At 59.1% G+C, this 26,025-nt stretch carries 26 protein-coding genes and 1 pseudogene; 17 read left to right on the top strand and 10 right to left on the bottom strand.

Annotated features, from left to right (window positions below; translation table 11 throughout):
- Positions 1–7: 7 nt before the first annotated feature.
- The gene (locus ACVIIW_RS35760; protein WP_456705002.1) at positions 8–1,282 is read right to left on the bottom strand and encodes an MFS transporter; all 1,275 of its coding nucleotides are present in this window, start codon (positions 1,280–1,282) and stop codon (positions 8–10) included.
- On the opposite strand from ACVIIW_RS35760, the gene ACVIIW_RS35755 reads away from it, so the two are divergent.
- The 3 genes and pseudogenes from ACVIIW_RS35755 to ACVIIW_RS35745 all read left to right on the top strand — a co-directional run.
- Entirely contained in the window at positions 1,257–1,655 is a 399-nt protein-coding gene (locus ACVIIW_RS35755; RefSeq protein WP_456705001.1) for a hypothetical protein, read from the top strand. The genes ACVIIW_RS35760 and ACVIIW_RS35755 overlap by 26 nt on opposite strands.
- Before the next feature lie 116 nt (positions 1,656–1,771).
- Complete coding sequence (locus ACVIIW_RS35750; RefSeq protein WP_456705000.1) at positions 1,772–2,704, top strand: GntR family transcriptional regulator; 933 nt, start codon at positions 1,772–1,774, stop codon at positions 2,702–2,704.
- Between the two features lie 61 nt (positions 2,705–2,765).
- Positions 2,766–3,197, top strand: a pseudogene (locus ACVIIW_RS35745) (biotin transporter BioY); the annotation flags it as partial.
- A gap of 133 nt (positions 3,198–3,330) precedes the next feature.
- Here the strand turns inward: ACVIIW_RS35745 and ACVIIW_RS35740 are convergent.
- Positions 3,331–3,843, bottom strand: coding sequence for a hypothetical protein (locus tag ACVIIW_RS35740; RefSeq protein WP_456704999.1), 513 nt, complete (start codon positions 3,841–3,843; stop codon positions 3,331–3,333).
- A 24-nt stretch (positions 3,844–3,867) separates the two neighbouring features.
- Complete coding sequence (locus ACVIIW_RS35735; RefSeq protein WP_456705354.1) at positions 3,868–4,173, bottom strand: LysR family transcriptional regulator; 306 nt, start codon at positions 4,171–4,173, stop codon at positions 3,868–3,870.
- Between the two features lie 204 nt (positions 4,174–4,377).
- Between ACVIIW_RS35735 and ACVIIW_RS35730 the strand changes: the two genes are divergently transcribed.
- The 10 genes from ACVIIW_RS35730 to ACVIIW_RS35685 all read left to right on the top strand — a co-directional run bounded on the left by ACVIIW_RS35730 (position 4,378) and on the right by ACVIIW_RS35685 (position 17,053).
- A complete protein-coding gene (locus tag ACVIIW_RS35730; protein WP_456704998.1) occupies positions 4,378–5,124 on the top strand; it encodes a GntR family transcriptional regulator in 747 nt (248 codons plus the stop codon).
- 390 nt (positions 5,125–5,514) lie between these two features.
- The gene (locus tag ACVIIW_RS35725; RefSeq protein ID WP_456704997.1) at positions 5,515–6,717 is read left to right on the top strand and encodes an ABC transporter substrate-binding protein; all 1,203 of its coding nucleotides are present in this window, start codon (positions 5,515–5,517) and stop codon (positions 6,715–6,717) included.
- A 106-nt stretch (positions 6,718–6,823) separates the two neighbouring features.
- Positions 6,824–8,890: a hydantoinase/oxoprolinase family protein gene (locus tag ACVIIW_RS35720; RefSeq protein WP_456704996.1), complete on the top strand. Its 2,067-nt coding sequence runs from the start codon at positions 6,824–6,826 to the stop codon at positions 8,888–8,890.
- 7 nt (positions 8,891–8,897) lie between these two features.
- The gene (locus tag ACVIIW_RS35715) at positions 8,898–10,691 is read left to right on the top strand and encodes a hydantoinase B/oxoprolinase family protein (protein WP_456704995.1); all 1,794 of its coding nucleotides are present in this window, start codon (positions 8,898–8,900) and stop codon (positions 10,689–10,691) included.
- A complete protein-coding gene (locus ACVIIW_RS35710) occupies positions 10,645–12,039 on the top strand; it encodes an aspartate aminotransferase family protein (RefSeq protein ID WP_456704994.1) in 1,395 nt (464 codons plus the stop codon). Before ACVIIW_RS35715 ends, ACVIIW_RS35710 begins: the two co-directional genes overlap by 47 nt.
- An 86-nt stretch (positions 12,040–12,125) precedes the next feature.
- A complete protein-coding gene (locus ACVIIW_RS35705) occupies positions 12,126–13,505 on the top strand; it encodes an aminotransferase (RefSeq protein ID WP_456704993.1) in 1,380 nt (459 codons plus the stop codon).
- Positions 13,506–13,546: 41 nt separating this feature from the next.
- On the top strand, positions 13,547–14,287 hold the full coding sequence (locus ACVIIW_RS35700; protein WP_456704992.1) for an ABC transporter ATP-binding protein: 741 nt from the start codon (positions 13,547–13,549) through the stop codon (positions 14,285–14,287).
- Between the two features lies 1 nt (position 14,288).
- On the top strand, positions 14,289–15,044 hold the full coding sequence (locus ACVIIW_RS35695) for an ABC transporter ATP-binding protein (protein WP_456704991.1): 756 nt from the start codon (positions 14,289–14,291) through the stop codon (positions 15,042–15,044).
- Positions 15,041–15,955 (top strand): branched-chain amino acid ABC transporter permease, encoded by a 915-nt coding sequence (locus tag ACVIIW_RS35690; protein WP_456704990.1) that lies wholly within the window; start codon positions 15,041–15,043, stop codon positions 15,953–15,955. The genes ACVIIW_RS35695 and ACVIIW_RS35690 overlap by 4 nt, the downstream gene beginning before the upstream one ends.
- Before the next feature lie 42 nt (positions 15,956–15,997).
- Positions 15,998–17,053, top strand: a complete 1,056-nt coding sequence (locus ACVIIW_RS35685; protein WP_456704989.1) for a branched-chain amino acid ABC transporter permease — start codon at positions 15,998–16,000, stop codon at positions 17,051–17,053.
- A 73-nt stretch (positions 17,054–17,126) separates the two neighbouring features.
- Here the strand turns inward: ACVIIW_RS35685 and ACVIIW_RS35680 are convergent, their stop codons facing one another.
- Complete coding sequence (locus ACVIIW_RS35680; protein WP_456704988.1) at positions 17,127–17,345, bottom strand: CoA transferase; 219 nt, start codon at positions 17,343–17,345, stop codon at positions 17,127–17,129.
- Between ACVIIW_RS35680 and ACVIIW_RS35675 the strand changes: the two genes are divergently transcribed.
- From ACVIIW_RS35675 to ACVIIW_RS35660, 4 genes are all read left to right on the top strand, one after another.
- Positions 17,296–18,180: an MFS transporter gene (locus tag ACVIIW_RS35675; protein WP_456704987.1), complete on the top strand. Its 885-nt coding sequence runs from the start codon at positions 17,296–17,298 to the stop codon at positions 18,178–18,180. The two genes, ACVIIW_RS35680 and ACVIIW_RS35675, sit on opposite strands and share 50 nt — an antisense overlap.
- Positions 18,181–18,182: 2 nt before the next feature.
- Positions 18,183–19,082, top strand: a complete 900-nt coding sequence (locus ACVIIW_RS35670) for a DUF1932 domain-containing protein (protein ID WP_456704986.1) — start codon at positions 18,183–18,185, stop codon at positions 19,080–19,082.
- A 68-nt stretch (positions 19,083–19,150) separates the two neighbouring features.
- Positions 19,151–19,921, top strand: a complete 771-nt coding sequence (locus tag ACVIIW_RS35665) for an MFS transporter (protein WP_456705353.1) — start codon at positions 19,151–19,153, stop codon at positions 19,919–19,921.
- A gap of 4 nt (positions 19,922–19,925) precedes the next feature.
- Positions 19,926–20,171 carry a DUF2274 domain-containing protein gene (locus ACVIIW_RS35660; RefSeq protein WP_456704985.1) on the top strand — a complete coding sequence of 82 codons (246 nt, stop codon included), beginning with the start codon at positions 19,926–19,928 and terminating at the stop codon, positions 20,169–20,171.
- Here the strand turns inward: ACVIIW_RS35660 and ACVIIW_RS35655 are convergent.
- From ACVIIW_RS35655 to ACVIIW_RS35630, 6 genes are all read right to left on the bottom strand, one after another.
- A complete protein-coding gene (locus ACVIIW_RS35655) occupies positions 20,138–21,097 on the bottom strand; it encodes a LysR family transcriptional regulator (protein WP_456704984.1) in 960 nt (319 codons plus the stop codon). The two genes, ACVIIW_RS35660 and ACVIIW_RS35655, sit on opposite strands and share 34 nt — an antisense overlap.
- A gap of 82 nt (positions 21,098–21,179) precedes the next feature.
- Positions 21,180–21,812, bottom strand: a complete 633-nt coding sequence (locus ACVIIW_RS35650) for an acyl-homoserine-lactone synthase (RefSeq protein WP_456705352.1) — start codon at positions 21,810–21,812, stop codon at positions 21,180–21,182.
- A gap of 86 nt (positions 21,813–21,898) precedes the next feature.
- On the bottom strand, positions 21,899–22,621 hold the full coding sequence (locus ACVIIW_RS35645; protein ID WP_456704983.1) for a helix-turn-helix transcriptional regulator: 723 nt from the start codon (positions 22,619–22,621) through the stop codon (positions 21,899–21,901).
- Between the two features lie 166 nt (positions 22,622–22,787).
- A complete protein-coding gene (locus tag ACVIIW_RS35640; protein ID WP_456704982.1) occupies positions 22,788–24,017 on the bottom strand; it encodes an amidohydrolase family protein in 1,230 nt (409 codons plus the stop codon).
- A gap of 13 nt (positions 24,018–24,030) precedes the next feature.
- On the bottom strand, positions 24,031–24,522 hold the full coding sequence (locus ACVIIW_RS35635) for a hypothetical protein (protein ID WP_456704981.1): 492 nt from the start codon (positions 24,520–24,522) through the stop codon (positions 24,031–24,033).
- A complete protein-coding gene (locus ACVIIW_RS35630) occupies positions 24,519–25,919 on the bottom strand; it encodes an MFS transporter (RefSeq protein ID WP_456704980.1) in 1,401 nt (466 codons plus the stop codon). Before ACVIIW_RS35630 ends, ACVIIW_RS35635 begins: the two co-directional genes overlap by 4 nt.
- Positions 25,920–26,025 lie beyond the last annotated feature (106 nt).

Genomic DNA, 26,025 nt, shown 5'->3' with positions numbered 1-26,025 from the left:
GAGACCTCTAGGCCTCCGTCGCGAGCTTCCGCGAAGCGACCGCGGGAACTTCGGCGTCGTCGCCCAGCGGGCGTCGCGTGAGCGTCAGGATGGACGTGGCGCCGACCACGAGCAGCGCGCCGGCGATGATGAAGGCCCGGTCGTAGTTGCCGGTGCTTTCGACGACGTAGCCCGTCACGATGGGCGCCATCAGGCCGAATAAATTGCCGCCCACGACGAGGAAGCCCATCGCCACGCCAATGTCGCGCGGACGCTTGAGAAGATCGTTGAGCAGAGCGAAATTCAACGACGTTGTCGAGGCAACGCCGGTGAGCGAGATGGCGATCAGACCCAGGATGAGCCAAACGTCTTGGACCAACGGAGCGAATAGGATGATGGCGGCCAGCAGCATCGCGAAGGCGATCATGTAGCGCCGCTTTCCGCCGTCCACGTCGCCCTTCAGCAACCGGTCGCTGATCCGCCCCACGAAGATGCAGAGCACTACGGCCACCGCGTAAGGAATGGCGGCGTAAAAGCCTGTCTTCGCGATCGTGAGCCCCTTCGTCGCCTGAAGGTAGCTCGGCATCCAGGTCAGGAAGAGATACTGAGAATAAACGTTGCACCCTTGGGTGAGAGCCAGGCCCCACAGCGTGGGCCCCTTGCGCAGGAGGCCGATGAGCCCGACCTTGGGCGCCGAAGCGTCGAGGTCGACCTTCTTCGCGCCACGCTCGTTTAGGATCTTCTGACGCTCTTCCTCATCGAGCCAGGTCGCGTCCTCCGGACGGGCGAACCAAGTCAGCCAGCACGCGAGCCAGACGAACCCGATGCCGCCGGCGGCGAAGAACAGCGCCGGCCAACCGTAACTCGCGATGATGGGACCCGCCACGAGCGCACAGACTGCCGGGCCGGCGTACGATCCGCTGTTGAAGATCGCGTTCGTCATCCCCCGTTCCGAAGCAGGGATCCACTCGCGGATCACGCGGGCGCCGGCGGGATTGCTGGTAGCTTCGCCCGCTCCCATCGCCAGGCGCGTGGCGAGCAGCGAGGGGAAACTTCCGGCGATACCGGTCGCTGCGGTCGCCGCCGACCAGAGCGCCAGGCCGAAGCCTGCGACCTTCTTCGCTCCGAACCTGTCGACGAGCATGCCAGCTGGAATCAGGAAGATGGTGTAGGTCCACAGGAAGGACGAAAACAGGTAGCCGAGGGCGACCGGCGAGAGGGCGAATTCCTTGGCGATTGGGGAGGCCGCAAACGACAGCGTGACCCGGTCGATGTAGTTGAGCATCGCCAACGAAAAGAGCATCAGCGCAATCCAAAGCCGCTTCTTCTGCATCACTTCCTCCCTCAAATATGCGTTTCCCGGCGCGCCCTCGTCGGGCCGTTCTTATTCGACCTACTCTCCAGCCAGGCACTCGGGGCGCCAGCTCAGCGGCCGCCCTTCGAGTCAGGTGAGCATTGCCTCGACGATCAAAGCGACGGCGCCGATCATCGAAGCGGCGACGCCGTTGAACGTCAGTTTCTCGACGCTGACCGCGAGAGCCGCGACGACGGCCATCGCCGGCAATGCGCCGCGCCATGACAAGGAACGACCGACTTCGTTTGAGCTTCTTGTGAGCTCGGAGAAGGAATTGCCATATATTGTTAAATATGACAATGTAATTTTTATCTATAAATGACAATTGTCGTCGAATAGCGGCTGGAATGCCGCTTCCGGAAGACAGCCGGCCGGATGTTTGTTAGAGGCATGGCGCCCTCGGAGGCCGGACATCGGACCGCACACCCCGCATCGGAAATGGAACAGTCGACCGAGTTTTCAGACAAGGCGTCTTCCGGATCGCCGAACGCGCTCCACCGGGAGATCGCGCAGAGGATCCTGATGTACATTCGGATGGAGCGCCTTCCCGTCGGCGCGCATCTGACCGAGACCTCGCTCGCGCAGGTCGTCGGCACATCTCGAGGTCCCATCAGGGGTGCCTTGGGCTATCTGGCATCGGTTGGATATCTCGAGCGCCGACCCGGGCAGGGCTTCTTTCTGGCCAGAACCGAGCTTCGTACGGGAAAGGCCTTCGCGGAGGCATTGCCAGCTGCAGATACCGAGCAGCTCTACCTGAAACTCGCGGAAGACCGTTTACGAGGAAAGCTCGCGGACTCGGTGACGGAAGCGGACCTGATGCGCCGCTACGTTATTCCACGGCACACTCTCCGACGAATCCTGACCCGCATCGTCAACGAGGGCTGGATGCAGCGGCGCACCGGGCATGGGTGGGCGTTTCTGCCGATGATCGATTCTGTCGAGGCCTATCGCGAGAGCTACGAACTCCGGCGCTTTTTGGAGCCTCAGGGCCTGCGTTCCCCAACGTTCAAGCTCGATACCGTTGTCCTGTCGGAGCAACGCAAGCGCCAGGAGTTTCTCCACAGTGCGGGATACAAGACCTTGGGTCAGGTCGAACTATTCAAGTCCAACAGCGACTTCCATGAGGCGCTTGCCCTCATGTCCGGCAACAGGTTCCTGGCCCAAACAGTCGCCCGTCAGAACGAATTGCGGCGCCTGATTGAGTATCGTCAAACGCTCGACCGAGACCGCGTGTGGCGGCAAACCGGGGAGCACCTGGCCATCATCGAAATGCTGGAAAAAGGCTCGATCGAGCGAGCCGCCAAGCTTCTCGATAAGCACATCGGCGGAGCTTTGAAGGAAAAGGCGCGGCCGGAGCTTTTCGGACCTTAGACACTGGCGCGGGCTGATCTTATCCTTGTGCGGATGAGAGCGCCTAGCGGCCCAGACGTTTGGTGTCAGGCTGGCCGGAATCATCCTAGGGCCTCGTCATGGCGCGTTGCTATGCTGCTGTTTCTGTTCGTGGTGCTGCTCGGAGCGCCGCTGCTGTCGGGCGGGTGCTGCGGGCTCGGCTGTTCTTTGGGCCGTCGGTTGGCTTTCTGCTGGGCTGGACCCCTGCTGCCTACTGTCGGGCCTCGCGGTGGAGCGGCTGAGGGCCTTGCTGGTATTCGCGGCGGCGCTCGTTGTCGCGGTCACGAGCGGCATCGTGGTGGAATATGCCTGCGGCATTCTCGGCCTGATGGCGATGGTGAGGATGAGCTTGGCGCAGGCCCTGGCTGCAACCCGCCGGGTTCGCGCAGAGGATCTTTTGAAGGCGGTGGCCACCGCCTTTGTCACGGAGGCGTCGCACCGGAGTTATCCGGCCGGAATCGTCAGTCGTTTATGACCATGGTCTCCACCATTGCTGCAACGCTGCCGCGGCATGCGCGCAAAACGCCGGACGGACCGGCCGTTGTTTGCCGCAACTTTGCGGTGAGTTGCAAATATCCCGATCGGCCATCTATCGTCTTGCTCGATATTTAGCCGAGGTGGTGCCGGCGCGGCGTCGAGTTGCATCTACCGAACGGGCCGGTATTCATGCTGCTGTTTCTCGCCGCCTGCCGCGCGGGGCGAGAAGCGCAGGTTCTCGATCCAGCCTGGCCGACGAAGACGGCGCGGCTTGCGATCGCGGCGCTCACGCCGGGCATCGTGGTGAGTTGCGATGAAACAATGGCCGGCGCGCGGTGGTGGTGGTGGTCGATTCTTACGGTCCGTTCGAGCCGGTCGCGGACGCCATCTGCGCCTGCCCGTCGTCCGCGGCAATGGCGAGCCCGCTGACGCGTTCGCTGTTTCTGTACGGCCTTGCGCACGGGCTGTATGTCGGGGCTATCGTCATTCTCTGTCGCAAGTTTCGGCCGAATCTCGTCGATCGCCTGATCGCAATCCACAAGGCAAGCGTGATCTACGGCGTGCCGACCCAGCTCGAAATGATGATCGAGTCCGCCATACGCGATGGCGACCAGCATAGCCTCCAGCATCAGCGGCACCGACATCGGGTGACTGGTTCGTTCGGCCGATCACCTGAACTTACACGCCAGATCCGCAACAACCGCACCGAAGAAGACCCGACAGGAGAAGCGGCGTCCATCGCTTGATGTGTTGCTTGAACGCCTAAAAAGACGGATGCCAAGCGAGTGTTCTAACTGCTGTAATTGACGACTGAGGGTGGATTTCCTGATAAGCGACACTTCGGTTGCTTGTCGAAAACATGCGAGGTCTGCCCGCGGCGACGGCACAACGACATTATTCAATAGTCGGATCGCGAGCTTTAGCCAGCCGCTGCTTATGCCAATTGGAACGACCGCTCCGCAGCAGCCGATCATTCCCGACTGATCCGCTGCTTCATTTGGATAAGGACGGTACGAAGACAAGCGATGTCGCCCCAGCCTCAAAAATAATAATGGGAGACAGGTCCGGAGGGTGACGCCAATCGGGACGCAGAGATGCTTCGATCGGCAGCAGTCCGGGTTGACCGCAGCCTTTTTGGCATACAGATTGTTGAGCCGCCGAATGGTAGGTGTTGGGCCTTGGATATTTCACTGCAAATGCTACGTAAAGTCGCATCAACCGATCCGGATCGCGAAGATCCAGAAAATGCAACTCTTGGCCAACAGGCTTACTCCGCACTTCGCGAGAAACTCCTGACAGGTGAGTGGTTACCTGGAGCCAAGCTGACTTTGCGCGGCCTGGCTGCTGACCTGGGCACAAGCGTGCAGCCCGTTCGTGAGGCAGTTTCCCGACTAAGTGCCGAGGGAGCTCTCGTCCTAAAGCCGAATGCCAGCCTAATGCTTCCAGGTGTCGATAAGAGCATTATGGATGAAATCTTTGATCTGCGAAATATTCTCGAAAGCGAGGCCGCGCGCCTTGCCACCCCCCGAATGAGTGAAGAGAATCTCTCAGCGCTGGCTGAGCATCTTAGGATGTCTCGTGCTGAACATCTTACGAAATCGCCCAGGCGAAATGCCGTCCGAGCTGACAGGCGGACCCGCGTCACCACGGTGCACGCGATGGCCATGCTTGTTGCACAGTGTTCGGGATCTAAGGCTTTGGCTGGTCAAATTCTGCAACTCAGAATGCGCACCGCGCCATACTATGCTGCCGCAATGAACGTGGACGAGGCTTCAGATCGCGAATTCGTCTCATTCGGGATTCGACTTCAGGAAGAATTCTTTCGAGCAGTGCGAAGGCGAGATGCGAACGAAGCAGCGCATATACGGTTTGCAGACCTGTATACGTACCAACGCTTCGTATACCGGCGTCTCGGCCTGGACTGACGGCTTCTCACCTGCACGTAGCCGGCTCATGCAGTTCCTTCCTATCGCGCTGCGAAGGGGGCCCCCGCTTGGCTCCTGCCTTGCTTAATATGTGATCACACCTGACCAATTGGCGATCTCACGGTCGAGGCGAGCGAACTAGTCGGGCGGTCCCCATGGCGCCAGGCGCGCGGAAAGACCTTAAAAAATGTGTAATTATCCGCACCAATATTCCGGCGGCCCTCCTGGGTAACGCCCGCTCACTATTTTTGCTTGCCCGGCCTGAAAACATGTGATCACATTATTTCGTCGCCGGTCTCGCCTTTTCCGCTGCATGCTCGGAGGGACATCGATCCGGCCGTGGGAAGAAAACGGATCCGCCATGAGCGGTCGCAGGGTGGGAGGAGAGGAATGAAAGCCATCTACACAGTCTTCTTGGCGATCGCGGTTTGCATCGGTTGGGGCACGAGTGGCGTGAGTGCTGCTGCTGCAGACAGCGAGATCACAATTGGTCTTGCTGTCGCGGAGTCTGGTTTCATGTTGGCGTATGATGGCGATGGGACTAACGCCGTGAAGCTGTGGGTCGACGATCGAAACGCTAAGGGCGGTCTGCTCGGCAAGAAGCTACGGATCGTTTCGGCCGACACCAAGTCCGATCGAGCTCAAGGCGCTCGCGCGGGGCAGAGCGTTATCGATCAAGGCGCCCAAATTGTCGTCGTGTCTTGCGACTACGACTTCGGAGCCCCTGCCGCCGCGGCCGCGCAGCGCGCGGGCTTGGTCTCCATGTTCCTGTGCGCAGAAGACCCGAAGGCCGGCGTACAGGGGGCGGGGCCGTACGCCTTCACGTCTTCGATTGCTGCGCAGGTGCAGGGGGCTACGGCGATACAATGGGCCCATGACAAGCTGGCGGCCAAGAAGTTCTACGTCCTGCTCGATACCGCCACTGAATACGATAAATCCGTCTGCGCAGGTGCCGATTGGGCGGTCAAGCAGACGTCGGGTGTCGAGATCGTCGGCAGCGATACCTTCAAGAACGACGATCCTTCGATCCAGGCGCAGATCACTCGCATTGCGAGCCTGCCGCAAAAGCCTGATGCGATCGTGGTCTGCTCCTACGTACCGGGCGGTGCGAGTGCGGTGCGTCAGATCCGCGCGGCGGGCCTGGACACGCCGATCCTCGCCGGCAGTGCCATGGATGGCACATACTGGCTCGACACCGTGCCTGGCCTGAAGGACTTCTATGTCCCCGTGCAGGCTTCTGTGCATGGCAATGACCCACGGCCCGACGTCAACGCCTTCGTCAAGCGCTTTACGGAGAAGTTCGGTCATCCTCCGGCCACGACATACGGTGTGCCCGCCTATCCCTTCCTCGACCTTTGGGCGACCGCCGTCGAAAAGGCAGGGTCGGCTGAGGCGAAGAAGCTCGTGCCAGTCATGGAACAGTACAAAGATCAACCCACCATGATCGGTCCGCGAACCTTCACCGGCGAATGGCACATTCAGACCTCGGCACTGATGCAAATCCTCAAGTTCGACAATGGAAAGGTCACGGTGATCGGGGAGGAGAAACTCTCGGAGGCGTTGCCCAAGAATGTTCTGTTTCGAACCAAGTAAGCTGGCGCTCATGTTGGCAACGGTGCATCGCGGCAGTTCGATGGAAGCCACATAGCACTCCGAGAGGCGTGTCGGCAACGCGGTCAAGTGCGGGAGACGAGGTCTCATGTCTTATGCAATTTCGGTGGATACCGGCGGGACGTTCACCGACGTCATAATCTCCGGCCCCAATGGAATGACGATTGGAAAGGCGCTCACGACACCTGACCGCATATTCAAGGGGATGCGGGAAGCCATAGCGGCCGGGGCGGAAGAAATTGGCTTGAGTCTCGAGAGCCTTCTGCCCCAAACGCGTCTGCTTATTTATGGCACGACGAGAGCGACGAACGCAATCGTAACGCGGACCACGGCAAAGACCGCATTTGTCACGACCCAGGGCTTTCGCGATATCCTGCTGTTGAAGGAAGGAGGGAAGTTCAATCCTCACGACTTCTCTGAGGACTACCCGGATCCGTACATACCGCGCCGAAGCACCTTTGAGATAGAGGAGCGCATTTCCTCCGAAGGTACCCTCTCCGTTCCCTTTAACGACGAACAAGCGCGTGCGGTCGTTGGGTCGATCAGATCGCGCGGGTTCGAGGCTGTGGCGGTTTGTTTCCTCTGGTCGATCGTCAATGCCAGCCATGAACTGCGGTTTGGCGCTCTGCTCGACGAGCTGATGCCCGGCGTCCCATACACGCTATCGCATCAGTTGATACCAATCGTCCGCGAATATCGCCGAGCGTCTGCAACTGCAATCGACGCATCACTCAAGCCTCTGATGCAAGAGCACCTGAGGGGGCTCGAGCGTGATCTCAGGGACGAAGGATTCAAGGGGGAAATCCTGATCAGCACGACGGCGGGAGGGTGCAATTCCGTCGATGCCTTGGTCCGAAAGCCGATTTATACCATTGGATCTGGACCTGCGATGGCGCCGATTGCGGGTCTTGCGGTAGCGAAGGCAGAGGCACTCGGCAAGGATCTGATCGTCTGTGACACAGGCGGCACTACGTTCGATGTTGGCCTCGTGCGTGACGGTCAATTAAAATACAGCCGGGAAACCTGGCTGGGACCACAGTATACCGGCGACCTCCTCGGGATATCGGCCGTCGACATGCGCTCTATCGGAGCCGGTGGAGGATCGATTGCCTGGATCGACGACGGCGGCCTGATGCGTGTCGGCCCGCAATCGGCAGGTTCCGACCCGGGGCCCGCCTGTTATGGCAGAGGGGGTACGCTACCGACGGTGTCCGATGCCGCCGTGGTCCTCGGCTATTTTGACCCGCAGTTCTTCCTCGGCGGCCGTATGACCCTGGACGTGCAAGCCGCACGCCGCGTGATCGAGCCTCTTGCCCAGAAGGTGGGATTGAGCGTCGAGCGAACGGCCTACCGGATCGTAAGGCTCGCCGGCGAATTCATGATCCGCGCCATCAGCGAGATCACCATCAATGAAGGTGTCAATCCGCGCGAGAGCGCTATTGTTGCCGGAGGGGGGGCGGCAGGGCTTAACATCATGATGATCGCCGCCGAGCTCGGCTGTGATCGCGTGATCCTCCCGAAGGTGGCATCAGCACTTTCGGCCGCTGGAATGCAGTTCGCTGACATCGTCACGGAGGAATCCGCCTCTCTGGTGACATCGACCGAACGCTTCGATCTGCAGCGTGTGAACGCGCTGCTCGGTGACCTCACCCAACGGCTTCACGACTTCCGCGCAAATTTCGGCGATCACGGCTCCAGTTATCGGATCGAATACGTCGCAGAAGCCCGGTACCTCGCCCAGGTTTGGGAACTTGACACGCCGCTCGCTAAACCACGCTTTTCCGGCGCGGAAGATGTCGCGGCATTCGCTGAAGCTTTCCACGCGGTTCACGAACGCATCTTTGCCGTTCGGGACGAGGGAAGTCCGGTCGAGATCGTCAATTGGAAAGCCAGGCTTGTCCTCTCGCTTCCGAAGCCGCGGAGCGAGAAATCACCGAATGGGCGTGCCACGGCGAATCCGTCGAGCGAGCGGAAATGCTTCTTTGGTGCTGACACACCGGTCCTAACTGCGGTCTACAAGCCCGCAGCTCTATTCCCAGGGGCTCAAATCGAGGGGCCGGCGATCATCGAAGAGGAGACCACGACCCTCGTGGTCTATCCGAAGATGAGCGCCACCGTCAGTGCCAGCGGCAACTACGTGTTGCACATGTCTTGAGGCCTCCATGAGCGAAACATCCAAGCCGAATTTCGATCCGTACGTGACCGCCATCATCGCAAACAGGATGGATGGCATCATACGCGAGATGACGAACACGCTGCTCCGGGCGGCTCGTTCGGCGGTCATCAACAGCGCACGAGACTTCAGCTGCGCAATATGCACCGCAGACAATCAACTGCTCGCGTCCGCCGAAGGCCTGCCCATCCATATCTTCGGCAGCCATATGCAGACTGCGGCGATGACCGAGCTCCATGCCAACGACATACGGGAAGGCGACTGTTACCTCCACAACGATCCTTATCTCGGCAATACCCACGCGGCGGATCACGCATTTCTGGTGCCTGTCTTTATCGAAGGTGAGCATCTCTTCACGACCGTCGCGAAGGCGCATCAGGCGGACATCGGGAATTCGCTCCCGACAACCTACATGGCGCAGGCCAAGGACCAGTATGAAGAGGGTGCGCTGATCTTCCCTGTGGTGCGAATTCAGCGCGACTATAAGACGAACGACGACATGGTACGCATGGGCCGCTCGCGCATACGCGTGCCGAACCAATGGTATGGAGATTTCCTCGCCGGCATTGGTTCTGCGAGGATCGCAGAAAGGCGGCTCAAGGAACTCTGTGCAAAGTATGGGAAGGCCGAGATAAAGAAATTCATCGCGAGCTGGCTCGACTATTCAGAACAGCGGATGCGCCTCGCAATTCGCGCGCTGCCGAAAGCCGAACTCTCGGCCCGGGGCGCGCACGACCCGCTGGATGGCCTGCTGCCAGAGGGTATTCCCCTCAAGGTGACCGTTCGCATCGATCCAGACGACGAGATGATCGAGTTGGACCTGCTGGACAATGTCGACAACGTCGACTGCGGCTTCAACGAGAGCGAAGCGTGCGCTACGGCCGCAAGCGTGGCAGGCGTGTTCAACTCGATTGACTCATCAGTTCCACGCAATTCGGGGTCATTTCGTCGAATCAGAGTGCTCTTGAAGGATGGGGCTGTCTGCGGACGCCCAAAGTTTCCCCACAGTTGCTCGGTGGCGACCACAAATGTTGCCGATCGATTGATCAATCTGACCCAATCTGCCTTCGCCCAGATTGGAGACGGCTCCGGACTCGCCGAAGGCGGTGTCGGAATGGGAGCAGGCGTCGCGGTCGTATCAGGGGCCGACCATCGCTACGATGGCGCCCCGTTCGTCAATCAGCTCATCGTCATTGGCGCGGGCGGCCCAGGCAGCCCAAAGGCGGATGGCTGGCCGACCTATACCATTCCCGTGGTGTCCGGCCTGATGTACCGCGACTCCGTCGAAATCGACGAACTGAAAATGCCGATCGAGTTCAAGCACCTGCGGACCATTCCGGGGACCGCTGGCGCCGGGCGGTTCAGGGGGGCACCTGCGGTCGAGATCGCATACGGCGCCAAGGATGCGCCGGTAACCGTGTTGTGGCCCTGCGACGGCACTCATTTTCCACCCAAGGGCGTCCGCGGGGGACATGACGGCCTCAAGGCAAGGCACGTTCATGTGGATGCCAATGGCACCGAACGTGAGCTGCCCAATGTCGTTGGTCTGACGCTTGCGAGAGGCGAACTCGTGAAGGGCTACGCGACTTCAGGGGCAGGTTATGGCCCCCCCGAGGAGCGCTCTGCGCAGCGAGTGCTGAGGGACGTCGCGGAGGGGTATGAGACGCCCAGCCGCGCCAAGGGCATCTACAAGGTGGTGCTGACCGGCGATCCGGAGAGCGACCAACTGACAATCGATGTCGCAGCCACTGAAAGGCTGCGAAAAACTTCCGCTGCGCAATAGGGAGAACGCGATGCGTGGCCCGTTGACCAACATGCCCAAGGCGGCGTGGCCTTCGACAAGCTCGCGATCGAAGTCACTCTATGACCGGGGCGAGAAGGTCATGCCCGGCGGCATCACGCGCATCCAGCCGTGGCAGGACCCGTTCCCGATCTACGCCGCACGCGGCGAGGGGAGTTATGTGATCGATGTCGACGGAACGCGCCGTTTCGATCTCCTCAACAACTTCGCCTCCCTGATCCACGGTCACGCCAATCCATCCATCGTCGACGCCGTGCTAAGGCGGATCGGCCTCGGCACGGCGTTCACGCTGCCCACCGAGGCAGAGATCGCTCTCGCCGAAACGATCGTGCAGCGAATTCCTGCAATGGAACAGGTGCGTTTCTCGAATTCCGGTTCCGAAGCGGTCATGTGTGCCATCAAAGCTGCTCGGGCGCTCACCGGACGGCCGAAATTCGTCAAGATCGAGGGGGCCTATCACGGCATGTATGATTATGCCGAGGTAAGTCTTGATCCCGGACCCGAAGACTGGGGAAACGATCCGCAATCGCGAGGTTACTCGCATGGCGTGCCAAAGGGGGTTCTTCAGGACGTCATTGTCATTCCCTTCAACGACGTCGCGGTCGCTGAGCGCATCATCCGTGCGCAGGCGAGCGAGATCGCTGCGATTCTCGTCGATGCAGCGCCGAGCCATATCGGATTTGTTCCAGCTTCTCGTGAGTTCATCGAGATGACTCGGCGCGTGTCGAGAGACATCGGTGCGCTCCTCATCCTGGACGAGGTCATCTCATTTCGCCTGAGTACCGGTGGGGCGCAGACACTGTTCAATATCGATCCAGATATCACCGTGCTTGCCAAGATCATAGGAGGCGGCTTTCCAGTCGGCGCAGTCGCCGGCCGGCGAGAGGTGATGAGCGTGTTTGATCACCGCAAAGGCAAGCCACTCTTGCCGTGGAGCGGTACTTTCACTGCGAATCCGGTCTCGATGGTTGCGGGTAAGGTTTCGCTTGATCTTCTGAACGCAGCGGAAATTACTGGGATCGATGATCTCGGTGAAAGAGCACGCAAGGGCGTTTCGGAGGTCTTCCGGAAAGCGGGCTTTGCCGGCCAAATCACCGGAATCGGTTCGATGTTCAAAATCGCAGGACACCGCCGACCGATCACAGATTATCGATCAGGCTATCATACTCACGCGGAAGGCGTTTTGCTGCAGCGCCTCCAGGAGGCCCTGCTGCACGAAGGCTATCACATTTCAAGCAAGGGTATGGGATTCATATCCACGGTGATGACACGAGACGAGATCGACGAGTTCGTGGTCGCGGTAGGCCGCTCGTTGGAAAGGCTTTCCTAGGTGCTGCCGTCAGTTTTCCAGAGGACTTCATCCGCAACTGTCGCTGATGTAAGCGGCCACGACAATTCGTAAATGAGGACTCAACAATGAGAATAAACTCCGCCTCAGCGCGCGATGTGCAGAACGTTCTTCACGGTTACGTCGAATTGGCAACCCTTCGCGAGCGCGGGGTGACGGTGATTACCGGGGGAAAGGGGATCTTTATCTTCGACGAGAACGGAACGCCGTATCTCGAAGGTGCAGGTGGGATGTGGTGCACAGCGCTCGGCTTCGGCGAGCAGGAATTGGTGGAAGCCGCTGTGCGCCAAATGGAGAAGCTCCCCTACTACCATACGGTCGCTCATAAATCGGTGCTCCCGGCGATCGAACTTGCGGAACGACTTTCTGAAAAGGCGCCGTTCAAAAATGCAAAGACTTATTTCTCCTTGTCCGGCTCGGAGGCGAACGACTTCCTCGTCAAGGCGGTGCGCTACTACAACAACGCGCTCGGGCGCCCGCGAAAGAAGACGATCATTGCACGGCAGAACGGCTATCATGGGTCAACCCTAGCAGCCACTAGTCTTACCGGAATTCGCACTAATCACCTGGCCTTCGATGTGCCGATCCCGGGCATTGTGCACGTATCAGATCCGAATTTCTTTCGGGAGGGGCTGCCCGGCGAGACGCAGGACCAGTTTGCGCAGCGTATGGCTGATGAACTAGAGGAGACAATTCTCAGGCTTGGTCCGGACACCGTCGCAGCCTTCATCGCCGAACCTGTAACCGGAGCTGGGGGAGTGGTCGTCCCGCCGAAAGGGTACTATGAAAGGATTTCGGAGATCCTGAAAAGGCACGACGTTCTTTTCCTTTCCGATGAAGTCATCACGGGTTTCTATCGCACCGGAAAGTTCTGGGGCTGTGAGACGATGGGATTCGTGCCGAATACGATGACGGTGGCCAAGGGGCTGACCTCGGCTTACCAGCCGCTTGCCGCGACTGTCGTGTCGAACGACATCTACGAAGGTTTGGTGAAAGGTAGCGCAGAAATTGGCTTTTTTGCTCACGGTGCCACATACTCCGGCCATCCGGTCGGTTGCGCGGTAGCGTTAAAGGTTCTCGATATCCTGGAAGAGCGTAGGATTGACGAGCACGTTCGCAACGTGGCACCGGTCTTCGCCCGTCGACTTGAGCAACTTCGGAGCCATCCGTACGTTGGTGACGTTCGCTATGCGGGGCTTATGGGCGCCGTCGAATTCGTGGAGTCGAAGGAGCTTCGCCGCTACTTTTCACCAGAAAAGGCCTTTAGCAGGCGGGTGCGCGACCGCGCGGAAGAAGCGTACAAGATGATCTGTCGCGGCATACCCACGAGCGATGCATGCGCATTCTCACCGCCGCTGATCATTACTGAAGGCGAGATCAATGAGATGTTCGATCGGTTTCAGCGTGCGTTGGATGACGTTACTAAAGAGTGGGAGCGGAGCAAGTAATTTACATTCGGGCAGCACTATGTGAGCGGAGAACGCCATTTATGCTGCAGCGGCCGGAGACGATGATGCAACTCGAGGCGACGGGCATCTCCGTTAGGTTCGGTGGTATCTCCGCGCTGTCCGATGTTCGTCTGTCTCTTTCCCGCGGGGAAGTCGTGGGCTTGATAGGCCCAAACGGCGCGGGCAAGACGACGCTAGTGAACTGCTTGACGGGCTTTCAAAAGCCCAACGAGGGTGTCATATTGGTTGACGGCGCCCAGACGGCGGGGTGGACCGCTGCCGATTTCAGAGCCCGCGGGGTCTCTCGGACTTTCCAGAGTGGGCGGCTTTTCTCGGACATGACGGTGAGCGAGAACGTGGAGGTTCCTCTCGTCGCTCTCGGCCTGGCGCGCGGCAAGGCTCGACGCGAGGCCATGGACATCCTGGCTCGACTGGGTATCGTCACCCTCGCTGATAAGTTTGCGGGTGTGCTCCCATACACGGATGAGCGCCGTGTAGGCATAGCTCGTGCCCTGGCGATGCGACCAAAGTTCGTCCTGCTCGATGAGCCCGCAGCTGGCATGTCGGATAGCGAGTGCGAAGAGCTGATGCATATCATCCGCAAGCTTCCTTGCACGTTTGACTGCGGTGTCCTGTTGATTGAACACAACATGACATTGGTCATGAGCGTCAGTGATCGACTCCACGTTCTCGATGGCGGCCGGACGCTCGTCGAAGGGACCCCCGACGAGGTCAGATGCAATGGAGCGGTCATCGAGGCCTATTTGGGCACGGAGGCCTAGCATGGCGAACCAGCTACTCGTGCTCGCAGGAATAACCGTCCGCTATGGGCGAATGACGGCGGTGCGAGACGTATCCTTGTCGTTGCCACGTGGCTCTGCCGCTGCCATCGTCGGACCCAATGGCGCAGGTAAGTCGACCATATTGGCTGCGATCGCTGGCGGGGTGAAACCCGTTAGGGGAGATATCGTCTTTGACGGCGTGCCGATTGTGGCGAGCCGCCCAGAAGCCATCGCGGTCAAGGGAGTGTCCCTGGTGCCGGAGGGACGACACGTATTTGCCACGATGTCCGTGCGCGAGAACCTTCTGATTGGTTCGTATATGCGGAACGATCCGGCTGGGGCTGCGCGCGACATGGAAGCCATGCTGGAGTTGTTTCCGAGGCTTTGCGAGCGCTTTCGTCAGGCGGCCGGGAAGCTATCGGGCGGGGAGCAGCAGATGCTGGTCATCGCACGCGCGCTAATGACGCGACCGAAGCTTTTGCTGATCGACGAACCATCCCTCGGTCTCGCGCCGCGTATCGTCGATGAAGTCTACGAGGTTCTGCGGTCGCTTCGAGCGACTCGAGGGCTCACATTGCTGATCAATGAGCAGACGTCGAAACGCGTCCTTCGTTTCGCAGAGACTATCCACGTTCTTCGAGAGGGTGAGATACGCCTCTCAGGTTCAGCCGAGGACTTGCGAGACGGTACAGCTCTGACGGAAGCTTATTTTGGGTCGAGCCAGCACCACTCGTGGGCGGAGGAGCTCCCCGCATGAGCCATTTCATACAGACGCTTATCGATGCCGTAAGCCTGGGAAGCCTTTATGCGTTGGCTGCGCTGGGGATCGGCCTGCTTTTCGGCATTCTCCGATTGATCAATTTCGCACATGGTGACTTTGTCACCGTTGGCGCGTATGGCTTGATCGCGCCGTCAGCCGCGGTTGCGGCGACAGCGTTCGTCGGTGCCTGGCCGCTCGTACCGCTCGTTATAACAATTTGCGCAATTGTGGTGGCTGTTGCCCTGATTTCGGATCGACTGGTCTTCAGCTTCCTTCGGCGCGCTACGCCGGCATCTCTGATGATTGCGTCGTTTGCGCTCGGCTACCTCGTCCAGAATCTCGTTCTCATGGTCTATGGGGCGCGACCCAAGTCGATCGGACTATGGCCGGAGCTGACCCGCGTGATCGAATTTGGCGACATCAGGGTTCCCGCCCTACAGCTCGTCATAGTTGGCACGACGCTCGTTCTTTTGCTTTTGCTGGTGCTGTTCCTGCGTCATACGCGGTTCGGAATCGAGATGCGTGCCGCGTCCGAGGATTTTGTGATGGCTAGGTATCTCGGGGTTCGCGCCAACTTTGTCATTGCGATCGCTTTTGCCATAAGCGGAATTCTGGCTTCGGCGGTATCGCTGCTGTTGGTCACTCAGACGGGAGTCCTGTCTCCTGTCATGGGCGGCGGGATCGTTCTCTATGCTTTCATTGCGACCGTACTCGGCGGCATGGGTAGCCTTTCGGGAGCCGTACTGGGCGCGTTGTCGGTGGGAATCGCCAGTTCCTTCTTACAAGCTTACTTACCGCTGGAGGTCAGGTCTTTCCGCGACGCCTTTCTCTTCGGGTTGGTAGTGTTGGTTCTTGCGGTGCGTCCGAGTGGCCTGATCAAGGTTGCCGCGTTTCAGGAGCGGGTTTAGCGGCCGCAAGATTCGACATCGGGTTGCTGATGGGGCCTGCACATGAGCCGTGACAAACTAGCTCTCGAAAGCGTCCTTCGCTTCGCGTGGCCGGCGCTTGTCCTGTCGGCGCTGCTTTCGGTGCTTGCTATTGCAGCGATGGCTTCCGGACCCGGTGTCGATCAGGTGATCACCGAAATGATGATCCGGATCATAATTGTCGTGGGCATGTATATCTTTATCGGAAATTCCGGCATGCTGTCGTTCGGCCATATCGGCTTTACGGCTATCGGGGCCTATGCTGCTGCGTGGTTTACATGCTGCACCCTGCCGATGGTAAAGCTGCTCTATCTTCCTGGCCTGCCGGAATGGTTGCGGAACAACGCTTATCCGTTCTGGGTCGGCGTAGCCGACGCCGCAATCATCACGGGACTGGTCTCGGCTGCCGTGGGCTGCGTGATTGTTAGGTTGGCGGGAGTTGCGGCATCCATCGCGACCTTTGCGTTCCTGGCAATCGTGTTTGCTGTCTATAGCAATTGGGAGTCGGTCACCGGGGGTACCAGCTCGATCTCGAATATTCCGGTGGAGGTTGGCACGGTTACGGCCGCACTGGGGGCTGTCGCGGCTGTCTGGATTGCATTTCTGCACCAATCGTCTCGTTACGGTCTGACCTTACGGGCGAGTCGAGATGAGCCGATCGCGGCGCAATCCGCAGCGGTCCGCATCGCGCGGATGCGGCTGATCGCGTGGGTGCTGAGTGCTGTCGTCGTTGGCGTTGGAGGCGCGTTCTATTCCTCCTTCATGGGGATACTGACCGTCGACTCATTTTATATCCCGATGACCTTTCTGACGCTCGCGATGCTGACCGTCGGTGGCGTCCAGAGCCTGTCCGGTGCCGTTCTCGGTGTGTTGGTGCTCACGTCGGTGACCGAATTCCTCCGGGTGCTGGAAAACGGCAACGGGACATTCCAGCTTCCCAAGGGCGTGCAGGAGATTGGCCTTGGTGTCGTGATGATCGTGATCCTTATCTATCGTCCAAAGGGGATTATGAACGGTCGGGAGATACCATTTCCACGAACCGTCCGTTTTGGCCGGTCGCCTTCCGTGCGGAAAGGATGACCGAGCAGCGCGCGCGGAGACCCGCAAACTACGCTAAATTTCATTGCTCTGATCCCGCAGCAGCCAGCTGACATTAGGGGCGTGCTCTCAAAGCGTTGGCCGCTGAAACGATTGAGCGCGCGGCTGGAGAGTGGGGGTCGCCCGTGGTGTAGCGCAGCCCGCCCATCGCCTCTCTGATGGCGCCGAAGCCCGGGCGATCACGGTACGGACCGGTCTGTCCGTAGCCGGAGATGCGCACCAGAGTGAGGCAGGGATTCAACGCGTTCCTGCTGGGTATCCCGATCGCGAACATTATCGGCGCGCCGATCTCAAGCTCGCTGTTGACGCTTGATGGCTTGGGCGGCCTACATGGCTGGCAGTGGCTGCTGATCCTCGAAGGCTTGCCGGCGACCGTGCTCGGTTTCGTGTGCTTCTTCACGCTCACCGACAAACCCGAGCAAGCCAAGTGGCTGACGGCGGAGCGCGAGGCCATCGCCGCCAGGCACTCGTCCCGGCTCCGCGACGTCTTCACCAATTGGCGCGTCCTGGTCTGCTCCGCCGTCAACTTCTGCGCCATCATCGGCTCGGTCGGCCTCGGCCTCTGGATGCCGCAAATCATCAAGGGCCTCGGCTTCGGTGTCGTCGCCGTCGGCTTCATCGCGGCCATTCCCTACATCTGTGGCGGCGTTGCCATGATGTTGTGGGCGCGCCTGTCGGACAAAGGCGGTGAGCGCAGCTGGTTCGTGGCGTCCGCGCTACTCGTTGGCGCTGCGTCGCTGATCGTCTGCGGTTACGCGACGTCATCCGCGCTGGTTTCGATAATTGCGCTCTGCGGCGCGGTCATCGGGATCATGTGCTACCAGTCGACCTTTTGGCCGATCCCGTCGAGCTTCCTGACCGGCAGCGCAGCCGCCGGTGGCCTCGCCATGATCGTCTCGATCGGAAATCTTGGTGGCTTCGTCGGTCCTTATCTCATCGGCGTGATCCGGCAAACCACTGACAGCTTCTCCTGGGCCCTGATATCCGTGGCCGCATTCCTCACCCTTGCCGCCATCCTGATCCGGGTGGTTGGCGTCAGCCTGCAGCGTGAGGCTGGGGCGGCCGACGGCCGCAACAACCGGATCGCACCTCTCTCGAAAGGAATTTGAAGATGAGCGAACAGAAGCAATTTCGTCTTGGTCTGGTCGGTTATGGCGAGATCGGCAGCACGTTGGGCAAAGGTCTGGGCGCGGCCGGCCTCAAGCAGATCTTCTGCTACGACAAATACGCTTTTGACGGTCCCTATGCCGACCTGATCCAGAGCCGCGCCAAGGCGGCGGGCGTCACTCTGGTCAAATCCAACAAGGAACTGGCTGACGCGGCGGAGTTGATCTTCAGCGTCACCCCGGGCTCCGCCTCGCTGGAAAGCGCTGATGCCTTTGCTCCTTTGCTCGACAGCCGCCACACCTTTCTCGACTTCGCCTCGGCCACGCCGAAGGTGAAGTACGGCGTGGCCGAGCGGCTCGCCAAGACGGGCGCCACACTCGGCGACGGCTCCATCATGGGCACGCCGAAGAACGGCTATTCCATGCACATGCTGTCGAGCGGTGCGGCCGGGCAGCGCGTCATCGACCTGCTGGTGCCCTGGGGCATGAGCATCGAATACGCCGGCGAGAAACTTGGAACGGCGTCGGGCATCAAGATCCTTCGCTCCGTCCTGATCAGGGGGATCGAAGCCCGGATCGACGAGACGTTGCTGGCGGCCCGATCCTATGGGCTGGACGAAATCGTCCTCGCCTCGGCGTCGAAGACGCTCACGCGTCCCTTTATGGATACCGTCGAGAGCCTCACGCCATCCGGTGTCATCCATGCCAAGCGCCGCACCGAGGAGGTCGAGATGGCCGCCGAGGCGGTCGAAGACGCCGGCATCGAGCCGTTGATGGCACGCGCAACGGTGGCGCGGCTGCGCTGGAAGGAGAAGCTCGGCCTGAAAGACCATTTCAAGGGCGTCGTTCCAGAGAACTACAAGATCGCGATCGACGCCATCGTGGCCAAGTCAGCGGCCAAGTAAACCAGGACAACAGGGAGAGAGACGTGACGGCCGCTCTAACAGACCTCGACCAGTTGGAAAAGGTGACGATGCGCAAGGTCATCCTACGCCTCGTGCCATTCCTGATGATCTGCTACTTTTTCGCACTGCTCGATCGCGTGAATGTCGGCTTCGCGGCATTGCAGATGAATAAGGATCTTGGGTTGACGCCGGCGATGTTCGGCTTTGGCGCCAGCCTGTTCTTCGTCTCCTACTTCCTGGTGGAAGTGCCGAGCAATCTGGCGCTGCAGAAAGTTGGTGCCCGACGCTGGATCGCCCGGATCATGATCACCTGGGGACTGGTGACGGCCTGCATGGCGTTCGTGACCGCGCAGATCACCGAGAATGTTTTCGACACACCGACCGGCCGCTTTCTGCTTGTGCCTCAGGGTGCGCGCCTGATCGGTATCTACGATAGCCAGGTCACTTTCGGCCAGTCCCGTGTTCTGCTCGTTTGGACCCGGCTGATCATGCCGAATGGACGTTCAATCGTTCTCGAGCGGCAGCCTGGCGCCGACACCGCGGGATATGCAGGTCTCGAAGATCAGGTCGACAATCACTGGGGCGAACTGTTCAAGGCTGCTGCGCTGTCGACGTTTCTGGCGGTCGGGACCGAGCTAGGGGCTGGCTCGGACACCAATGGCAACGACAGCGCCATCATCCAGGCATTGCGGCACGGGGCCTCGGATTCTCTGAATCAAACAGGACAGCAGGTGGTTCGGCGCAGTCTCAACATCCAGCCTACTCTCACCGTACGACCTGGTTTCCCAGTGCGTGTCATTGTCAATCGCGATCTCGTACTCGTGCCATACGGAAGGTGACAACATGCCAAAGCTCAAAATCGGAGCGTTGCCGGACGACAAGCCGGTCAAGGTCGCCACTGAACTTCCGGCATCAGTGCATCGGGATCTCGTCGCCTATGCAGAGGCCTTGGCACGCGAAAACGGGCAGCGTATCGATCCGGCAAAGCTGATCGCGCCCATGCTGGCGCGCTTTATGGCCACAGACCGTGGGTTTGCAAAGGCGAGACGAACCAATCATTCTCCAACAACCGGCGGGGGCGAGGGATAGCGCTCCGCTAGCAGACTGAGGAAACGCTTCAGAGCTGGATTTTCATTGTCGTTACGCCAGTGTGCATGGAAGTCCACTCGGCTTGGTCCCGTTCCGTCCTGCAACTCCCGGTACACCAAGCCAGCGAAGCTTGCGCCAATATCCGATTCCATTACCAGACTAAGCCCCATGCCCATACTCGTCAGACTCTTGATGATGCCACGACTAACATCGTGGCGTTCCACCCTGGGTCGGTCGTCGGGTAGTACGAGCTTCGAGATCAGGAGATCCTCTAGTTCTCGTCCAGGATCATACTCGCTTAGAAGGATCTTTTCCTTACGCAAATCGGTCCAATAGATGATCTCGCGCGCCGCCAGGCAGTGATCCTCGGGTAGCGAGATCAGGATACGTTCGCTCCACAGCAGTAGTGATTTCGTATCCCTTGAAGGGAGACGTCCAGGGCTAACGACAACGTCGACGGTACCGTTACGGAGGGCAGTCATCAGACGGGATCGAGAGCGTTCCATCGTTACCAATTCGAGTTGCGGGATCACCTTCTTGAGCTCACCTATCGTTGCCCGCAAGTTGCCCGTGGACATGGAAGTGTAGAAGCCAATGACAAGATGGCCAGTGTCGCCACGACCACCGGACCTCCCGGTGTCAACGAGCATGTCGACCTGTTCCAGGATCAGCCGCGCAATTCGCAGAACTACGCGACCGGCCAGAGTAGGCTTGATTCCACCGCTTGAGCGCTCAAACAGTGAAGCGCCGACGAGATACTCGAGTTGACCGATATTACGGCTGAGCACGTTGTGCTTGATCGAAAGGGCCTCCGCAGCTCGTCGAAAGCTTCCGCAGTCACAAGCGATAACAGCCAATCGAAGTTGCTGCAGGTCAATAGCACTCGCTGCGTTCCGCCGATCGTTCCGGATTCCAGTCTCTGTCATATTCGAAGCTCGTGATCAAACCACAAGATAGAAAGTCCCCGCTCCAGGCGGGGACCTATATCTCGTTCGTTGGCGTGGATCGTTAGGCGGCAGCAAAAAGTACCGGCGTCCAGAGAACCGGTGCCGAAAGACCTCCGGCCTTACGAAGGTTGGCGAGAGTCTCGCTCGAAATTGAAAGATAACCCGCCACGGCCACGGTGTTGCCAATGGCGGCAGGATTGCCAATTCGTCGCAGCGGCCAGCCAGCCCGTCGAAGGATTCGTTCCATTCGGACATCTGTGACGGTAACTATATCAGTGAGCTTACGCGAAAGCCCGAACTCGACCATTCCAGCAAACAGCTCGTATGCGGCACGAGTTATGCCGTGATCTGCCTTGGGAGCGTCGGCTGCAACGTCGATCGCGAACCTGCTGCTTTCCCAAACGAGTGGCGTTGAGGGGGCAGGGTGGCCTTCAAGAAGCACGGAGAAAGTATCGCGAAGCATGGTCGGGCCGAGAGAAGGCAGGAGACGAACGGAGCCTTGCACCAGGCCGCTTTCAGACACCTGTGTCAGGTAGACGGGATGCAGTGCGTCGAAATCATCCATCTCCATGTCGCCGCTGGTCTGAACGTCCCACGCCATGCGGAGCTTAAAAACGCGGTGCCGCATCCGATACATTTCAACGAGCGTGCCGGAAAAATCCCCATACGAAGGTGGCGTTATCAACTGAATAATGGTCCCTCCCAAAAGTGCTTCTGAACACCTTTGAAGCGGGATTATTGGTCGGTTGCATCACCTGTAGTTGCAGGGGGGGAGGCGCCCTAATTCCGCTTTTCTTTGCTCGCGGCGGTCAGTCGCGTTACCGCTTGCACGACCGTCCGGACGCCCAGCTTCTGCTTTGCATTGTCCAGATAGTACGCCACTGTATTGCGCGAGATGCCGAGGATGCATCCGATCTCCCAGGCGCTTTTGCCTTGCGAAGCCCATTCCAAGCATTCGAACTCACGAGGAGATAAGATAATTGCGCCGACTTTGTACTTGTTTGTGAGCTGACGGCTAGCATGCGCATGGAAATACAGTGCCATCAACTGCAAGACTCTGCCGTGCGACCCAATACACTTCTCGAACAGGAGACTTCGCTGGTCTGAAGCGAAGGTTAGGGCCGCAACGAGACCGAGACCATCATGAATGGGTACGGTGAAGCCGAGCCGAATCCCGTATTGTGAGGCTTCATCGAGTAATTTCTGCTGCATCGGTGAATGGGAGCGTGACCCAAATCCCCATCGGAAGGGTTCTGGAGTTGCGAGAGCCTCCACAATAACCGGGTCGAAGCGTTGATAGTGACTCTGGAGATAATGTGATGTCCATTCTGTGGGATATGTTGAAATCAAACATGGCTTGTCACGATGTGAGCGTGGTAGGGCCAGATAAGCAAAGCACGACAGGTCCAACGCGGTCGCCGTGACTGACATCGCTTTGGAGAAATCCAAGGGGTCTTCGGCAGCCGCTAATAGATCAATAAAGTTCTGGAATACACGGTGCATTTCACAACTTCGATTCTTGCTAGCGAAGTGTCCGCCACGGGTAACTATTCTCAAGGTCCGATGTGGTGGAATTGGTATTTCGGCGCAGCTCCGCGCTTGCTCAGGCAGAAGCCTGTCGGGCTCTACGTCGATATGTCGAGCGCCCGCATTTTAGGAGGCCAGGAATCTAGAGTCCGCGGTCAATCACGGCTATTCCGTCTTGAACCACCATTCTTATGTTACGTTGGGGAGCCGCAAGCAGATCGATTTGGTGTAGAGGATTTCCCTGGACGACAAGAAGGTCCGCGATTGCCCCTTCACAGATGACGCCGAGCCGGCCTTCAGCGCCGACCAATTCGGATGCTGTCGTTGTCGCGCTGGCGAGCACCTCATCTGGTGATAGAACCTCCGATCGGTACCTGAACTCCTCGTTCTGGTATGCATGGGTCTCACCGAGTAGATCTGTGCCATAGGCCATCTTGACTCCTGCATTCCGCAGGATCTCGATGCTTTTGAAGCCGGCTGATCGCACCATGTCGAGCTTCGGTCTATTTGCCTTCGGCAAACCGAGCTTTTCTCCCTCTCGGGCCTGAGCCTCAAAGATTGTCAACGTGGGTACCGCAAATGCACCTGCAGCGGCGGCAAGCTCGGCCGTCTCCTCGTCAATAAGGTTGCAATGTTCGAGCGAACGGACGCCACACTCCACGGCTCGCTTGATTCCTGCTGCAGTGTACAGGTGAGCTGATACATAGGTGTGCGCATCGCGGGCCTCGCCAACAGCGACGCGTAGTTCCTCCTCGGAGTAGCCGAACCAGTCGATAGGGTCGGTCGGACTTCCGACGCCGCCGTTAGCCATCACCTTTATGAAGCGAGCGCCTTGTCGTAGCTCTTCTCGACAGGCACGGCGTACTTCGTCGATACCATCTGCGAGCCGTCCGAGTGATCCAAACCTTTGATCGTTGCGATACGGTTCAGCCACATCGTATTTCTGCCGGAAATCCGTATGTCCACCTGTCTTGGAGAGGGCCTTGCCGCAGACAATCAGTTTCGGACCGGCAATCAGGCCTTGCTCCTGGGCATCAGCGAGGGCAACAGGAGCGCCGCCCACGTCGCGCACCGTGGTGAAGCCTCTCTCCAGCATGCCTCGCATAATCGGTACAGAACGAAGCACGGCAAGAGCATCCGGCAGCGCTGCATTTTGAGCTAGGTTCATCATACTTGCCACGACGTGAACATGGCAATCAATGAGACCCGGCATCAAGCTCTTGCCCTTTAGGTCGAAGACTTGGCAGTTGTCGGGAACTCGGCCGGAAAATGCGGTGTCCCTGATCTTGTCGTTCTCAACGTAAACGGCGCCGTCCCTTGCACCGCGATCAGTGGCGTCCACGATAAGCGCGTTCTTGAATAGGATTGGCATTGGTTCTCTAGGGTCAGAAGAGCACTTGTGCCAGGCATTGGCCGTAAAGGCTGGCCAATGGGCACATATCTGCGGTGTAGTGATTTGCGGCATCGAGAATATTAATCGAACCGATGACCTGTCCTTGCGATAGCACCGGTGTGTTCAGCACACTTTCGCAGCCGATACCGAAAAGCGCTTCATGGTCCGCGAAGACTTTCTTGAGATCGGATTTGTTTCGGCCGACGTAATGGAGACCGTCGACCAGAACTCTTTGTGCCCAGACGCCTGGCTCGATCGGCTTGGTGCCCCCGATGGGATTGATTTCGGTGTTGCTTGAATAGAGCCGGCGCATTTGGCCGGCTTCGCGATCGACTTTCAGGATCGTGAACAGTTTGTGTCCGAACTCTATCTGAAAGGCTTCTTCTCCCAGCGTCATGATGACGCTGGGATCGGCCGCTCGCCCGACGGCATTGTTGAACCCCACCAATCGGTGCAACTGTGTTTCGGTGAGCCCTTTGGTCATGCGCGGGACTCTTCGGCACCTTCGACGGGGACAAGGGCGGTCTGAAATTCGGTGCTCTCGATTTCCTCAAGAGAACGTCCCCTTGTCGGAATTCCAAGTATGAGGACGGAGAGCGCGCCGGCGAGCAGGACTGCGGTGGTCATGCCAAACACGCCCGGAAAACCGGCGATTGGATAAATGTAGCCCACAAGGATCGGCGAGCTGATTGCGCCAATTCGGCCGATCGCCGATGCAGTTCCTACTCCCGTTGCCCGCACCCGTGTCGGGAAGACCTCTGGCGTGTAGGCGAATTCGCCGGCATTGACCCCATTGATAAAGAACGACAGCAACACGCTCATTACCAGGACTTGCTGATCAGTCTGCACGGTGGCCAACCCGATGGCCGATAGCGCCGCGCCGGCCATGTATGACACGATCGTGTACTGACGGCCGATCCGTTCACAGGCCCACGCAGCGGAGAAATATCCCGGGATCTGCGCCAGGTAGATCACGATTGAAAAGGAGAAGCTCTTCGTGATGGTCATGCCGCGCTCGACGAGCAGGCCAGGAATCCAGGTGAAAAATAGGTACGAACAGAAGGTCACCGAGATCCAAAGGAGCCAGGTCATGACGGTGATCCGCCGGAGCTTCGGCGACCAAAGCGCCTTAAAAGTTTCACCGAAGCCCGCTGCAGGAGATGTGGCGATAGCTCCCGTGGCAGGAACGGGCGGAAGCTTGATGCCGCGCTTCTCGAAATCCGCTTCGATACTCGCGACCACCGCTTCAGCTTCCGCATGCCTGCCGCGGCTTTCCAGCCAGCGCGGCGATTCATAGACCGAGCGGCGCCACCAAAGAACGAGAACCACCGGCAGGGCCGTAGCCACAACCGCATATCGCCAACCGTTCTCACCGAGTGGGACGATGAAATACCCCATGAGGGCGGCGGTCACGAAGCCAAACGAAAAGAAGCCTGCGAGAGATGCGGTGAAACTGCCTCGCCGGTTGGCACTTACGAATTCCGACAGGAACGGGGCGATGATGGCAGCTTCCGCCCCCATTCCTATTCCTCCGATCACCCGAAGTGCAAAGAAGTGGTGCCAGTTGTTGACGAACGCGCTTGCGAATGCGGCGGCGCAGAACAGCATCAGCGCCCACATCATGACGTTGCGGCGCCCATAGCGGTCACCGAGCGCGCCGGCGGTCAGCGCACCCACGAGAAACCCGAAGAAGGTACTGCTTGCTAGAATCCCGGTCTCGACGCTGGTCAGACCCCAAAGAGGTCGCAACACCGGCACGAGGAACGCAATGATGGCAGCGTCCACCGCCTCGAACATGTATCCTAGCCCTCCCATCAGGAGGAGCTTGTAGTGAAAGCGATCGAAAGGCAGTCGCTCAAGGCGCTGAGCAATCTGAGACATGCGACGAACTCCCTTAGGCGCCTCAGTCTGGCGCCAATCGATTGGATCCAATCTTGACTAGGCTTTCCTTCTCGGCTGACCGATTTCGCCGATTCTGCAAAAATCT

It is taken from the genome of Bradyrhizobium sp. USDA 4449 (assembly GCF_054056275.1).
Note: the sequence above shows the minus strand (reverse complement) of the source record. Positions and strands in the feature narration are given on the sequence as shown.

Excerpts from the sequence above, each read along its gene's own strand:
- ACVIIW_RS35760 (WP_456705002.1), bottom strand. The coding sequence starts at position 1,282 with ATGCTCTTTTCGTTGGCGATGCTCAACTACATCGACCGGGTCACGCTG.
- ACVIIW_RS35750 (WP_456705000.1), top strand. The coding sequence starts at position 1,772 with ATGGAACAGTCGACCGAGTTTTCAGACAAGGCGTCTTCCGGATCGCCG.
- ACVIIW_RS35740 (WP_456704999.1), bottom strand. The coding sequence starts at position 3,843 with ATGTCGGTGCCGCTGATGCTGGAGGCTATGCTGGTCGCCATCGCGTAT.
- ACVIIW_RS35735 (WP_456705354.1), bottom strand. The coding sequence starts at position 4,173 with ATGATCGGCTGCTGCGGAGCGGTCGTTCCAATTGGCATAAGCAGCGGC.
- ACVIIW_RS35725 (WP_456704997.1), top strand. The coding sequence starts at position 5,515 with ATGAAAGCCATCTACACAGTCTTCTTGGCGATCGCGGTTTGCATCGGT.
- ACVIIW_RS35720 (WP_456704996.1), top strand. The coding sequence starts at position 6,824 with ATGTCTTATGCAATTTCGGTGGATACCGGCGGGACGTTCACCGACGTC.
- ACVIIW_RS35715 (WP_456704995.1), top strand. The coding sequence starts at position 8,898 with ATGAGCGAAACATCCAAGCCGAATTTCGATCCGTACGTGACCGCCATC.
- ACVIIW_RS35710 (WP_456704994.1), top strand. The coding sequence starts at position 10,645 with ATGTCGCAGCCACTGAAAGGCTGCGAAAAACTTCCGCTGCGCAATAGG.
- ACVIIW_RS35705 (WP_456704993.1), top strand. The coding sequence starts at position 12,126 with ATGAGAATAAACTCCGCCTCAGCGCGCGATGTGCAGAACGTTCTTCAC.
- ACVIIW_RS35700 (WP_456704992.1), top strand. The coding sequence starts at position 13,547 with ATGCTGCAGCGGCCGGAGACGATGATGCAACTCGAGGCGACGGGCATC.
- ACVIIW_RS35695 (WP_456704991.1), top strand. The coding sequence starts at position 14,289 with ATGGCGAACCAGCTACTCGTGCTCGCAGGAATAACCGTCCGCTATGGG.
- ACVIIW_RS35690 (WP_456704990.1), top strand. The coding sequence starts at position 15,041 with ATGAGCCATTTCATACAGACGCTTATCGATGCCGTAAGCCTGGGAAGC.
- ACVIIW_RS35685 (WP_456704989.1), top strand. The coding sequence starts at position 15,998 with ATGAGCCGTGACAAACTAGCTCTCGAAAGCGTCCTTCGCTTCGCGTGG.
- ACVIIW_RS35680 (WP_456704988.1), bottom strand. The coding sequence starts at position 17,345 with ATGTTCGCGATCGGGATACCCAGCAGGAACGCGTTGAATCCCTGCCTC.
- ACVIIW_RS35670 (WP_456704986.1), top strand. The coding sequence starts at position 18,183 with ATGAGCGAACAGAAGCAATTTCGTCTTGGTCTGGTCGGTTATGGCGAG.
- ACVIIW_RS35665 (WP_456705353.1), top strand. The coding sequence starts at position 19,151 with ATGCGCAAGGTCATCCTACGCCTCGTGCCATTCCTGATGATCTGCTAC.
- ACVIIW_RS35660 (WP_456704985.1), top strand. The coding sequence starts at position 19,926 with ATGCCAAAGCTCAAAATCGGAGCGTTGCCGGACGACAAGCCGGTCAAG.
- ACVIIW_RS35655 (WP_456704984.1), bottom strand. The coding sequence starts at position 21,097 with ATGACAGAGACTGGAATCCGGAACGATCGGCGGAACGCAGCGAGTGCT.
- ACVIIW_RS35645 (WP_456704983.1), bottom strand. The coding sequence starts at position 22,621 with ATGCACCGTGTATTCCAGAACTTTATTGATCTATTAGCGGCTGCCGAA.
- ACVIIW_RS35640 (WP_456704982.1), bottom strand. The coding sequence starts at position 24,017 with ATGCCAATCCTATTCAAGAACGCGCTTATCGTGGACGCCACTGATCGC.
- ACVIIW_RS35635 (WP_456704981.1), bottom strand. The coding sequence starts at position 24,522 with ATGACCAAAGGGCTCACCGAAACACAGTTGCACCGATTGGTGGGGTTC.
- ACVIIW_RS35630 (WP_456704980.1), bottom strand. The coding sequence starts at position 25,919 with ATGTCTCAGATTGCTCAGCGCCTTGAGCGACTGCCTTTCGATCGCTTT.